8 protein-coding genes, 1 pseudogene and 1 riboswitch are annotated in these 12841 nt (G+C 63.6%); of the genes and pseudogenes, 2 read left to right on the plus strand and 7 right to left on the minus strand.

Annotated features, from left to right (window positions below):
* The 7 genes and pseudogenes from AC6CH8_RS09880 to AC6CH8_RS09910 all read right to left on the minus strand — a co-directional run.
* Positions 1-177: pseudogene (locus AC6CH8_RS09880) on the minus strand (lipoyl synthase); the annotation flags it as partial.
* Between the two features lie 106 nt (positions 178-283).
* Entirely contained in the window at positions 284-1684 is a 1401-nt protein-coding gene (locus AC6CH8_RS09885; protein ID WP_420179400.1) for an L-serine ammonia-lyase, read from the minus strand.
* Between the two features lie 562 nt (positions 1685-2246).
* Positions 2247-3566: a serine hydroxymethyltransferase gene (gene glyA / locus AC6CH8_RS09890; RefSeq protein ID WP_498190227.1), complete on the minus strand. Its 1320-nt coding sequence runs from the start codon at positions 3564-3566 to the stop codon at positions 2247-2249.
* Entirely contained in the window at positions 3563-3946 is a 384-nt protein-coding gene (gene gcvH, locus AC6CH8_RS09895) for a glycine cleavage system protein GcvH (protein WP_498190229.1), read from the minus strand. Before gcvH ends, glyA begins: the two co-directional genes overlap by 4 nt.
* Positions 3947-4376: 430 nt before the next feature.
* On the minus strand, positions 4377-5513 hold the full coding sequence (gene gcvT, locus AC6CH8_RS09900; protein WP_498190230.1) for a glycine cleavage system aminomethyltransferase GcvT: 1137 nt from the start codon (positions 5511-5513) through the stop codon (positions 4377-4379).
* Between the two features lie 11 nt (positions 5514-5524).
* A complete protein-coding gene (gcvP, locus tag AC6CH8_RS09905; RefSeq protein ID WP_498190232.1) occupies positions 5525-8377 on the minus strand; it encodes an aminomethyl-transferring glycine dehydrogenase in 2853 nt (950 codons plus the stop codon).
* A gap of 149 nt (positions 8378-8526) precedes the next feature.
* A riboswitch (glycine riboswitch) is annotated at positions 8527-8625 on the minus strand.
* A gap of 74 nt (positions 8626-8699) precedes the next feature.
* Entirely contained in the window at positions 8700-10214 is a 1515-nt protein-coding gene (locus AC6CH8_RS09910; protein WP_498190234.1) for a PucR family transcriptional regulator, read from the minus strand.
* Positions 10215-10401: 187 nt separating this feature from the next.
* Here AC6CH8_RS09910 and speB point away from each other — a divergent pair, with 187 nt between their 5' ends.
* Together speB and AC6CH8_RS09920 are read left to right on the plus strand one after the other, a co-directional pair.
* The gene (speB, locus tag AC6CH8_RS09915) at positions 10402-11406 is read left to right on the plus strand and encodes an agmatinase (protein WP_498190236.1); all 1005 of its coding nucleotides are present in this window, start codon (positions 10402-10404) and stop codon (positions 11404-11406) included.
* Complete coding sequence (locus AC6CH8_RS09920; protein WP_498190238.1) at positions 11403-12839, plus strand: purine-cytosine permease family protein; 1437 nt, start codon at positions 11403-11405, stop codon at positions 12837-12839. Before speB ends, AC6CH8_RS09920 begins: the two co-directional genes overlap by 4 nt.
* The last annotated feature ends 2 nt before the right edge of the window (positions 12840-12841 follow it).

A 12841-nucleotide genomic window follows, 5' to 3' on the forward strand; every position in this document is an offset into this window, starting at 1 on the left:
ACCGGCCTCTTCACACACCGTGTGCAGGCCTTCCTTCTTCACCAGGTTCTTGAGCTGGACGAACTCCGGACCCATCTGGACCTTGGCCTTGATCCACTCAGGCTTACGTTCAACCGGGACCGCCGAGTTACGCTGCTCAACGCGCAGCAACTTACGGCCTTCAGGTGCGAGTGTCATGAGTTTCTTCCTTGTTGGTTGTTTCATTTTGTCCGTTGCCCGGCCCGCTATGCGCCCTTCAAGGGCGTTCAATCGCGCTAAGCAGGCCCCGCAACGAAGGTAAGTGTCAGCATTCGACGACGTTGACGGCGAGGCCGCCCATCGCGGTTTCCTTGTACTTGGAGGACATGTCCTTGCCCGTCTCACGCATGGTCACGATCACCTCATCCAACGACACCCGGTGCGTCCCATCACCCCACAACGCCATCTTCGCCGCGTTGATCGCCTTCGCCGCAGCAATCGCGTTCCGCTCAATACACGGAATCTGCACCAACCCCCCGATCGGATCACACGTCAACCCCAGATTGTGCTCCATCGCAATCTCCGCCGCGTTCTCCACCTGACCCGGCGTACCACCCATCACCTCAGCCAACCCAGCAGCAGCCATCGACGACGCCGAACCCACCTCACCCTGACAACCAACCTCAGCCCCCGAAATGGACGCCTGCTCCTTATACAACACACCCACCGCACCCGCAGTGAGCAGGAACTTCACCACCACATCGTCCTTATCGGCCTGCGTAGCCTTGTCCATCCCCGGCGCATAATTCAACGCGTAATACAGCACCGCCGGAATGATCCCCGCAGCACCATTGGTCGGCGCCGTCACCACCCGACCACCAGAAGCGTTCTCCTCATTGACCGCCAACGCGATCAGGTTCACCCACTCCTGCCAATACTTCGGATCGTTCCGGTCCTTGTCCTCCTTCAGCAACCGCTCCAACCAATCAGGAGAACGACGACGAACCTTCAAACCACCGGGCAACACACCCTCACGCTTCAAACTCGTTTCAACACACGCCTCCATCACGGACCAAATATGCAGCAAACCCTCCCGGATCTCCTCCTCGGACCGGGACGCACGCTCATTAATGAACATAATGTCGCTGATCCCAAGGCCCTTCGAGGAGCACCGACCCAGCAACTCCGCCGCCGTCCGGAACGGCAACGGCAACTCCTTCTTCGACTCCTCGAGCTCCTCCCGGGCCGCATCTTCCTCACCCTCCCGGACAATGAACCCACCACCGACCGAAAAGAACGTCGCCTCCCGCAGCACATTCCCACCAGCATCAGAGACAGCAAACTTCATCCCATTCGTATGCCGCGGCAACACCGTCAACGGATGCAAGATCATGTCCTCAACCGCGTAGTCGAGGAGCGTATCGCCGGAAAGGTTGAGCTTTCCCGTCTCAGCAATGGAAGCCAGCCGCTCCTCCACCTCGTCAGGAAGGATCTCCTCAGGGTCGAACCCCTCGAGTCCAAGCAAGACGGCCGTGAAAGTTCCGTGTCCCCTGCCCGTGGCAGCCAGGGAACCGTACAGGTCAACCCGCAACCCGGCAACGGATTCGAGCACTCCGGACTCACGCAACTCCCGGGCAAACACCGCCCCGGCGCGCATCGGCCCAACAGTGTGAGAGCTCGACGGGCCAATACCCACAGAGAACAGATCAAAGACCCCAACGGCCATGGTTTTTCCTAACTAAATGTGTGTGGTCGGGATAAGTGGGCTGGGTTGGCAGTGGTCCCCCTCCGCCGTTTCGTGGGTTCCCAGCGAAACATGCCGTGCGCACGGCACGTCCCGCAGCCAACCCCCGAATCGGCCCAGAACACCCCACGCTCCCAAACCAACCCGTCGCCTACGGAACACTCCCGGCAGCCAGACCTAGTCACAACAAGCGAACCCGGCGGTCCTGTCGCTAACGGCGACCCGAGAGCTGCCCCCTTGGGGTCGGCATCCAGGGCTGCCAACCCGAGAGCTGCCCCCTTGGGGTCGGCATCCAGGGCTGCCAACCCAAGAGCTGCCCCGTCGAGTCCGGGCTCCGGCAGCATGCGTCTAAGGGAGCGTCACGTCCGCCCAGCGGGCGTCTACGCGACCGAGCATGCAGAGGAGGCCGGACTCGACGGGCGAACCGAACCCGACGGGAACCGGACTCGACGGGCGAACCGAACCCGACGGGAACCGGACTCGACGGGCGAACCGAACCCGACGGGAACCGAGCCCGACGGGCGAACCGAGCCCGACGCGCTACTTACGAGAGGTCCGAGACACCCGGGTACAGCGGATGCGCCTTCGCAAGCACATCAACACGGTGCCGCAGCCCTGAAAGGTCCGCATCGGCGTCGGCAATCAGTACTTCGGCGATGATGTCGGCAACTTCGCGGAACGCTTCTTCGCCGAACCCGCGGGTAGCCAGGGCCGGGGTGCCGATGCGCAGGCCGGAGGTGACCATGGGCGGGCGCGGGTCGAACGGGACGGCGTTGCGGTTGACGGTGATGTCGATCTCGGCGAGGCGGTCTTCGGCTTGCTTGCCGTCGAGTTCGCAGTTGCGGAGGTCGACAAGGACCAGGTGTACATCCGTACCGCCGGAGACCACGCTGATGCCCTTGGCGGAAACGTCTGGTTGGATCAGTCGCTCGGCGAGGATCCGTGCACCGGCAAGGACACGCTCCTGACGCTCGCGGAACTCTTCGGAACCGGCGATTTTGAACGCGACGGCCTTCCCGGCGATGACGTGCTCCAGCGGGCCTCCTTGCTGGCCGGGGAACACGGCCGAGTTGATCTTCTTGGCGATGTCGGCGTCGTTGGAGAGGATGATGCCGCCTCGCGGACCGGCGAGGGTTTTGTGCGTGGTGGACGTGGTGACGTGGGCGTGCGGGACCGGTGACGGGTGAAGACCTGCAGCAACCAGACCGGCGAAGTGGGCCATGTCCACCATGAGGTAGGCACCCACGGAGTCGGCGATCCGGCGGAACTCGGCGAAATCCAGCTGCCGCGCGTAAGCGGACCAGCCAGCGACGATCAGTGCCGGTTTGTGCTCCAAGGCCAGGCGCTCAACCTCGGCCATGTCCACCGTGTGGGTGTCTTCGCGGACGCCATAGGGGACCACGTTGTAGAGCTTGCCGGAGAAGTTGATCCGCATACCGTGGGTCAAGTGGCCGCCGTGGGCCAGGTTGAGGCCCATGATGGTGTCGCCCGGCTTGATGAGGGCGTGCATCACGGAGGCGTTGGCCTGTGCGCCGGAGTGAGGCTGGACGTTGGCGAACTCGGCACCGAACAGGGCCTTGATGCGATCAATCGCGAGCTGCTCGATCACATCAACGTGCTCGCAGCCGCCGTAGTAACGCTTGCCCGGGTAACCCTCGGCATACTTGTTGGTCAGCACCGAGCCCTGAGCCTGCATCACTGCAACGGCCGTGTGGTTCTCCGAGGCGATCATTTCCAGGCCGTCGCGCTGGCGACCCAGTTCGTCGTCGATCTTTGCAGCGATCTCTGGATCCAGCTCGGGCAGCTGCGCGTCCAACGAAGCCGACACGACCTGCTGAAAGTCAGTTACAGATACCGGGTTCACAGTTCTCCTCCGTTTGTTGCAGCGTATTCTTCGGCCGACATGAGCGGTCCTTCTTCGGTGGCGGCCACCTTATACAGCCAGCCTGCGCCGTAGGGATCGTTGTTGATGAGTGCCGGATCGCTGACAACGGCGTCGTTGATCTCGGTCACCTCACCGGTAACAGGCGAGTACAGGTCAGAGACCGACTTGGTCGATTCCACCTCGCCACACGTCTCGCCAGCGGTCACAGTGGAACCAACCTCAGGGAGGTCCACGTACACAATGTCACCCAGGGCGTCAGCGGCGACGGCGGAAATCCCAATACCTACGGGCCCGTCCCCATCAACGGCAACCCACTCGTGCTCAGCCGAGTACTTCAGCTCGGCAACTACTTTGCTCATTCCAATTCCTCACTTCTCGTGTGTCTAAAAAATGTTCGTGGTCACGGTGACACTTGGGTTGGGTGCCGGACACCGAATTCCTCCGCGTGCTGCTCCTTCGTCGCTTTGACGCACGCTTCCGGAATCCGCTGTCCGCCTGCCGGCCGTCACCGTTGTGCCGCTCGCCTTTTGAGGAGCAGCGAACCGAGGCTTGGAACCCGCCTTTCAGCAGGTTGCCTCGGTCTCCTGGTTCCGTGCGCAAGGTGAGCCGCCGGTCCCTTTCGGGTTTGGCCCCCGGCAGCATGCGTCTAAGGGAGCGTCGCGTCCGCTCAGCGGGCGCTTTCGCGACCGAGCATGCAGAGGAGGTCAAAGCCGACGGGACCTACTTAACCCGCCGCTCAGCGGGCGCACCTGCGACCGAGCCCGCGGAGGATGTCACTCTCACCGGGACCTACTTTTGGCGCTTGTAGAACGGCAGGCCTACCACTTCGAAGGGTTCGGCTTTGCCGCGGAGGTCCACCTCTACGATGGTGCCCGGCTCGGAATGCTCGACGTCGACGTACGCCAAGGCAATTGGGTAGCCGAGCGTCGGGCTGGGCTGGCCGGACGTGACTTCGCCGATGAGCGAACCGTCTTTCAGCACCGAGTAGTGGGCGCGGGCGGCGCGGCGTCCGGTGCCTTTGAGGCCCACGAGCTTCTGTCCAAGAGCGGAGCCGACGCCGGCGGCCTTGATGGCGGTGAGCGCATCGCGGCCGATGAAGTCGCTTTCCTTGGCCAGGGAAACTACTGGGCCCAGTCCCGCCGCGTAGGCGTTGACGTGGCGGGAGAGCTCGTTGCCGTACAGGGGCATTCCGGCTTCCAAGCGCAGGGAGTCGCGCGCAGCGAGGCCGGCGGGGATGAGCCCGTGGTCTTCGCCTGCTTCGAGCAGTGCTTCCCAGAGACCGGCGGCGTCGACGTTCGGGACGTAGATCTCGAAGCCGTCCTCGCCGGTGTATCCGGTGCGGGCCAGCAGCAGGTCCTGTCCGTTGATGGAGACCTCAACCGCCGCGTAGTACTTCAGCTCCGTGACCAGCGCGTGCTGCTCCGCGGGGACCAGCTTCAGAAGGATGGCTTCGGCGTTCGGGCCCTGCACGGCGATGAGTGAAGTCTCAGCGGAAGCGTCCTCCACCACGACGTCGAAGCCGGCCGCCCGCTCCAGCAGTGCCGCAGCAACCACCTTCGCGTTGCCCGCGTTGGGGACCACCAGATACTTGTCGATGCCTTCTTCGGGAGCGGGCCGACGGTAGGTGATGAGGTCGTCGATGATGCCGCCGTCGGTGTTGCAGATGAGCGAGTACTTCGCTTTGCCCACGGCGACAGCGGACAGCTTGCCCACGAGTGCGTAATCCAGGAAAGCAGCAGCATCCGGGCCGCTGACCCAGACTTCGCCCATGTGGGAGAGGTCGAACAGGCCCGCAGACTTGCGGACAGCGTGGTGTTCGGCGAGCTCGGACTCGTACTTCAGGGGCATCTGCCAGCCGCCGAAGTCGGTGAACGATGCACCGGCCTTTTTGTGCTGCTCGTAAAGAGCTGTGTAATTCTCAGACATGACGGGAGTCCTTAGTTTTCGAAGTCTTCAAGCGGAGGGCAGGAGCACACCAGGTTGCGGTCGCCTGCGGCGCCGTCGATGCGGCCGACGGGCGGGAAGTACTTGTCCTGCTTCAGGTGGTGGACGGGGAACGCTGCCTGCTCCCGTGGGTAGTCGCGGTCCCAGCCGGAATTTACGACGGCGGCAGCCGTGTGCGGTGCGTTGCGCAGCGGCGACTTCTCAACAGTGAAATCACCGCTGGCCACCTGCTCGATCTCCGCACGGATGGTGATCATGGCTTCGATGAAACGGTCGATCTCGGCCAGGTCCTCGGACTCGGTGGGTTCCACCATCAAGGTGCCGGCGACCGGGAACGCCAACGTGGGGGCGTGGAAGCCGAAGTCGATCAGGCGCTTGGCTACGTCTTCAGCCGTGACGCCCGTGCGGGCGGTCAGCTCACGTAGGTCCAGGATGCACTCGTGGGCCACGAGTCCGCCCTCGCCCGTGTACAAAACCGGGAAGTGCTCATCCAGGCGGGAAGCAACGTAATTGGCTGCCAACAAAGCCGATTTGGTGGCTTCCGTCAGTCCTTGGCCGCCCATGAGCTTCACATATGCCCACGAAATCGGCAGCACACCGGCCGAGCCATAACGCGAAGCGGATATCGCGACGCCATGACCGGGTTCGTGCGCCGCTTTGTTCGCGTCGCCAGGCATGAACGGAGCCAGGTGGGCTTTCGCAGCAACCGGGCCAACGCCCGGTCCACCGCCGCCGTGAGGGATGCAGAAGGTTTTGTGCAGGTTCAGGTGGGACACGTCGCCGCCGAACTTGCCCGGCTGGGCCAAACCAACCAGCGCATTCAAGTTGGCACCGTCAACGTACACCTGGCCGCCGGCTGCGTGGATCGCGTCGCAGACCTCGCGGACGTCGGCGTCGTACACACCGTGCGTGGACGGGTAGGTGATCATGATGGCCGACAAAACCTCGCGGTGGGCCTCGATTTTCGCAGCGAGATCCGCGTGATCGATCGTGCCGTCGGCAGCCGTCGCCACCACAACCACCTTCATGCCCGCCAGCACAGCCGAGGCCGCGTTGGTGCCGTGGGCTGATGCCGGGATCAAGCAAACAGTGCGCTGCTCATCGCCGCGGGACAGGTGGTAACCGCGGATCGCGAGCAAGCCTGCGAGCTCGCCCTGGGAACCGGCATTCGGCTGGATAGAGACTTGGTCGTAGCCGGTGATCTCGGTGAGGTCCGCTTCCAGGTCCTCGATCAGCTCGCGCCAACCCGCGGTCTGGTGGTCCGGAGCGAACGGGTGGATGGAGGCGAACTCCGGCCAGGAAATCGCCTCCATCTCAGCGGTGGCGTTCAGCTTCATGGTGCACGAACCCAGCGGGATCATGGTGCGGTCCAGTGCGAGGTCCCGGTCCGACAGCTTGCGGATATAGCGCAACAGCTGCGTCTCGGAACGGTGCGTGTTGAACACCGGGTGCTGCAGGAAATCGGATGTCCGGACTACGTCAGCGGGCAATTCGAATCCGGTGGCGTCCCCTACCGGACCTGCACCGAAGGCGACGGCTACCGCGGAGAGGATCTCCGGCGTCGTGGTTTCATCAATGGAGACGCCCACGGTGTCCGCATCGATGAGGCGCAGGTTGATGCCGCGGGCTTCGGCGGCGGCGATGACCTTGTCTGCCTTGCCTGGGACGCGGACGGTGAGGGTGTCGAAGAAAGCCTCGGAGACGAGTTCGCGGCCGGCCTTCTGCAGGGTCGCAGCCAAAACACGGGCGTGGCCGTGGACGGTTTCGGCGATTGCTTTCAGGCCTTCCGGGCCGTGGTAGACGGCGTACATCGAGGCTACGATCGCGAGCAGTGCCTGCGCGGTGCAGATGTTGGACGTCGCCTTCTCTCGACGGATGTGCTGCTCGCGGGTCTGGAGGGCCAGGCGGTAAGCAGGGACGCCGGCGTTGTCCTTGGAAACACCAACGATGCGGCCCGGCAGCGTGCGCTCCATGCCTTCGCGGACGGCCATGTAGGCAGCGTGCGGGCCGCCGAAGAACAGTGGAACGCCGAAGCGCTGCGCAGTTCCGACGGCGATGTCCGCACCTTGCTCGCCCGGGGGCGTGATGAGGGTGAGCGCCAGCAAATCCGCGGCCACCGTGACCAGCGCGCCGCGTTCTTTGGCCGCCGCGATGACGCCGGAGTGATCGAACACGCGCCCGGAAACGCCGGGTTGCTGCAGGACGATGCCGTTGATATCGCCGTCGGGAAGGCCCGCCGAAAGGTCAGCGATCTCAACCTCGAAGCCCAGCGCCTCGGCGCGTCCCTTCACAATGGCAATGGTCTGCGGGAGGAGGTCGGCGTCGAGGACCGTCTTGCCGTCCTTGGCGGTCTTGGACTTGTTGGCGCGGCGCATCAGCAGCACGGCCTCAGCCACGGCAGTTGCTTCGTCCAGCAACGAGGCATTGGCTACGGGAAGTCCCGTGAGGTCCTGCACCATGGTCTGGAAGTTGAGCAGTGCCTCAAGCCGGCCTTGGGAAATCTCGGGCTGGTACGGCGTGTAGGCCGTGTACCAGGCCGGAGCTTCTAGGATGTTCCGGCGGATCACCGGGGGCGTGACGGTGTCGTAGTAGCCCTGGCCGATCATCTGCACAGCGGTTTTGTTCTTGGAGGCGAGCTTGCGGAGCTCGGCGAGGACCTGCACCTCGGTGAGGGCGTCCTGCAGCTTCAGGGCAGTGTCCTGGCGAATGGAATCGGGAACGGCGACGTCTACCAAGCCGTCGACAGAGTCGTAGCCGATGGCCTTGAGCATGGTGTCAACGTCGGCTTGGCGGCGGGCGCCGATGTGCCGGTCCGCGAAGGCGGTGGGGGTTGATTGAACAGTCAAGAGGAACTCCATGATTCAGGCGCCCAGTGAGCGCCACGATGATGTGGGGTTCCTCCCCGCTCTGTATTGGACCTGAGAGATTCCGCAGGAATGGTTGCCTGCTTGCACCGTCGGTGAGCCCGGTTACCCGGACTGCTTTCCAGAGTTGCCTAACCGCGGCGGTACATGGGCCTGAGAGATTCCTGGGGAGGATTTGCTCCTACGGCGCCTGACTGGATGTACCGGCAGGACTCTCCCGCCGCAGATCAAAAGCGTTGCATCACGTGAGTGACACGCTTCACACCATAGCTGGTTGTTTTGAAGAAGCGCAAGCAAGGTGTGGCTACTGATGCATCGCTTCATGGATCTGCAGAGCGAACCACAGTTGGGCGACGGTGGACGTTTCACCCATGTCCAGCCCCGTCAGTTCACCGATTTTCCGCATCCGGTAGATGATGGTTTGTCGGTGCGCGAACAATGCTGAAGCAGTCTTCTGCCACGACCGCTGCGAGTCCAAATACGTCCTCAAGGTGACAATGAGATCACCTTCCTGGCTCTGCTCGTAGTCGAAAATCGGACCCAAAAGACGCCGGACCAGGGCGGTTCCTTCCTCAAAACCGGTGAGTCCCAGCCATGAGGGCCCCTCCGCATAGCGGGCCAGCCCTTGGTTGTTGGCGCGGGCGGAACCGAGCGCCCAGAGGGACTCCTGCAGCGCCCGTTGGATGTTCGCAACGGCCGCCGGCGCGCTGATCCCGATCGTGGTTTCCACGCCGGCACAGTGCATCAGGACATCGTCAGGCACGTCTGCCGGGACCACCACATGGAGCCTGTTGTTCCGCTTCAAGGACGCGGACGCAACCCCGTGCCGCCACAGTTCGATGTGCACGTTCGCCAGCCTGCCGCCGTCGTCCGCAGCTTTATCCGCGGCGTCCGCCGTCAGTGAGGCGAGCAGGAAATCCTGGGGCGAAACCTCGAAAGCTGCCAGCCGGCTCTCCATTTCGGCCACGCCCAAGCGTCCGTCCATTGCCTGCAGGAGGAACTCGCCGGCCAGCCGGTGGCGGCCTTCCAGCGACAAAACGATGCGCGAAAGCTGCAGTCCCAGCACGGTTGCGGCGTGGAGAAGCACGACGGCGTCCGGGTGCGGTTCGCTGTTGGGCAGCACCACCAGGAGCGCGTTGGCATGGGTGGGAATGTCCATGGTGAGGACGTGCCTGCCGCGGATGCGATGCCACTGGAAGTTCTTTCCCGCGAGGGACACTTGCCCCGACAGCGGAGCCCACTCCTCGGAGAGGAACACCGGGAGCGCCTGACCGTCCGGGTGCCAGGGATGGAGGCAGCGGCGGTCCACCACGAACAGGTCCGCGTCGAGCTCGGTCGCCAGCCGCTGGACCAGGCTCTGCCAGTGGTCTTCGGAGGCTCCGGCGGTGCGGAGCAGATCGTAGACGCGGGCAGTCTGCCGCAGCCGACGGGATTCTTCGAGCAAGGAGGACTCGGCCACGGACCGGGCGATCGCGATGAACGGCAGCGGGTACGGGATGTTGATCAGGGGCAACGGGAGTTGCTCGCACGCTTCCATGAATTCCGCGGTGAGCGGTGGTGCATGCATCTTCTCGCCGATCGCCAAGGCGCTGGCGCCGCTGTCCATCAAGGCCTCTGCGAGCGCCACTTGGCCCTCGGCGTCGGCGGGAATCGACAGGCCGTTGGTCATCATGAGTTCGCCGCCCGTGACCCACTCCCACAGTCTTGGAAGGTCCGAGGTGTGAGCCCAGGTGATGCGGTTATCGAGGCCTGCCGCTCCTGCCAGGAGGGTGAGTCCCAGCTGCGGTTCAGCCACGAGTTCGCCCACGGTGATTGCCATTGTGTGCTCCGGTTCCCTTGCGTTTCCGGCGGTCTTGCCGCCACGTTCCGGGGCACTTAGACATTCGTCTAAACGCCTCAACTATTTGTAGTCAATGTAGCGCTATCCGGAGTGATCCGCGTCACCAAGAATGGAATTACTTACTTCCCGCTCAACGGCGAGCACCCCTCAACCCAAGGATCCGTCAATGACAACGCACAAGCCCATCGGCCCTGTCGACGCCACCGAAGTCCCCCGGTATGCAGGCCTCGGTACTTTCGCCCGTCTCCCCCAAATCGACCGCGTCCCGGACTACGACATTGCGATCGTCGGCGTCCCGTTCGACGGCGGAACCTCCTTCCGGCCCGGCGCCCGCTTCGGCCCCGCCGCAGTCCGCGAAGCCTCCCGCCTCCTCCGCCCGGGGTACCACCCGGAGCTCGACGTTGAACCGGTGTACGAAGCCCAGGTAGTGGACGCCGGCGACATCGCCTGCACCCCCTACGACATCACCCGGGCCGTCCGTGAAATCGAGGAGCAGGCCTTGCCCCTGATCAGCGAGGACAAGCGGCTCATCTCCATCGGCGGCGACCACACCATCGCCCTGCCCATGCTGCGGGCCCTGAACAAGGTCCATGGTCCGGTAGCCCTGCTGCATTTCGACGCCCACTTGGATACTTGGGACACCTATTTCGACCAGCCGATCACGCACGGCACCATCTTCCGGCGGGCGTTCGAAGAAGGCCTTCTTGTGGAGGACAAGTCGATGCACGTGGGTATCCGCGGGCCGGTCTACGACCGCAACGACTTCCTCCGCGACCACGAATTCGGGTTCCAGATCATCCGGTGCTCGGACCTGGACGTCATCGGCGTTCCCGCAGCTATCCAGCGCGTCAAGGACAGGCTCGGCGATACCCCGGTCTATGTCTCCATCGACATCGATGTCCTTGACCCGGCCTTCGCACCCGGCACCGGCACCCCTGAGATGGGCGGGCTCCACTCCCGCGAGCTCCTGGCCCTGCTCCGCGGGCTGAACGGCATCAACATCGTGGGCGCCGACGTCGTGGAAGTCGCCCCGGCGTATGACCACGCGGACATCACCACCGTCGCCGCCGCCACGCTGGTCTTTGACCTTCTCGGGCTGATGGTGAACCGCAGCAAAGCAAACAGCACAGTTGGCCGTGAATTGGCTTCGGCATCCCGGGCTACGTCATGAGTGCGCCGGCAACTGAGGTACCCCGGCTGGAGGACAAGACCATCCAGCCGATCCCCGCCGATGAGCGCCACGGCAAGGCCCGGGACCTCTTCACCATCTGGTTCGGCTCGAACATCATGATCATGACCATCGTGACCGGCGGGCTCGCCACCACGGTGTTCGGCCTGGGCTTCGTGCCGGCGATCGTGGCCATCATCATCGGCAACGTGGTGGGCGGCATCTTCATGGCGCTGCACTCCGCGCAGGGCCCGCAATTGGGTGTGGCCCAGATGATCCAGACCCGCGGCCAGTTCGGTTCTTTCGGGGCTTTGTTGATCGTGGTCATCGTGGTGGTCATGTACGTGGGGTTCTTCGCGGCCAACCTGGTGTTCGGCGGCGAGGCAATGGCAGCGGTGAGTCCGGGCATCAGCGTTGACGCCGGCATTATTATCATCGGCGTGGTCAGCGTTATCGCCACGATCTTCGGCTACCGGCTCATCCACGCCTATGCACGCGTCCTCAGCGTCGCCGCCGGGCTGGCACTGCTGCTGGCTTTCGGGTGGATTTTGATGGTCCACGGACTGCCGGCCAGCTTCCTCGAGACGGGTAACTTCAACTGGGTGGGCTTCATGGGCACCATCTCCGTCTCCGCATTGTGGCAGCTGGCCTACGCACCGTACGTCTCCGACTATTCGCGCTACATGCCGCAAGGAACAGGATCCGCTCCGGCATTCTGGGCATCCTACTCGGGCTGTGTCTTGGGAACGCTCTTCCCCATGATCCTGGGCGCCTTGGTAGGCACGCTGGCCGTCTCCATGAGCACCGGGGACGTCGAAATCGTGGGCAGCCTTGGCGCATTGCTTCAGCCCTGGACCCTGATCATCGTGGGCATCTTCTGCCTGGGCGTCGCGGCGTCGAACGCCATGAACCTGTACTGCGGCGTCCTGTGCACCCTCACTATCGGGCAAACGTTCAAGCCAAGCTGGTTGCCGCGCGCCAAGACCCGCAGCATCGCGGCAATCATCCTCTTCGTCGTCGCCGTCTCCATCGCCCTGTTTGCCCGTGACAACTTCATCCTCTTCTACACCAACTTCCTGTCCTTCCTGATGTACGTCCTGGTTCCGTGGACGGCCATCAACCTGGTGGACTACTACCTCCTGCGGCACGGCGAGTACCGGGTTGAAGACTTCTTCAAGCGCGACGGCGGCGTGTACGGGCGGTTCAATTGGGTCGCCATCGGCTCCTACCTGGCAGGTGCCCTGATCCAGGTTCCCTTCTCGGCAACCGCCATCTACACGGGCCCACTGGCTGCGGCGATGGGTGGAGTGGACGTTTCCTGGATCGTCGGCCTGGTCGTCGTCGCTCCCCTGTATTACTTCGCGGCCCGGTTGTTCGACAAAAAGACGGAAGCCGCCCCCTTTCCCGCAACTGCACTCACCCCAGACCTCATCTGACC

The sequence above is a fragment of the Paenarthrobacter sp. GQ52 genome, from assembly GCF_059759005.1.

What these genes read in the sequence shown, in the direction of transcription:
- AC6CH8_RS09885 (WP_420179400.1), bottom strand. Translation starts at nt 1,684, where the DNA reads ATGGCCGTTGGGGTCTTTGATCTGTTCTCTGTGGGTATTGGCCCGTCG.
- gcvH (WP_498190229.1), bottom strand. Translation starts at nt 3,946, where the DNA reads ATGAGCAAAGTAGTTGCCGAGCTGAAGTACTCGGCTGAGCACGAGTGG.
- gcvT (WP_498190230.1), bottom strand. Translation starts at nt 5,513, where the DNA reads ATGTCTGAGAATTACACAGCTCTTTACGAGCAGCACAAAAAGGCCGGT.
- AC6CH8_RS09910 (WP_498190234.1), bottom strand. Translation starts at nt 10,214, where the DNA reads ATGGCAATCACCGTGGGCGAACTCGTGGCTGAACCGCAGCTGGGACTC.
- speB (WP_498190236.1), top strand. Translation starts at nt 10,402, where the DNA reads ATGACAACGCACAAGCCCATCGGCCCTGTCGACGCCACCGAAGTCCCC.
- AC6CH8_RS09920 (WP_498190238.1), top strand. Translation starts at nt 11,403, where the DNA reads ATGAGTGCGCCGGCAACTGAGGTACCCCGGCTGGAGGACAAGACCATC.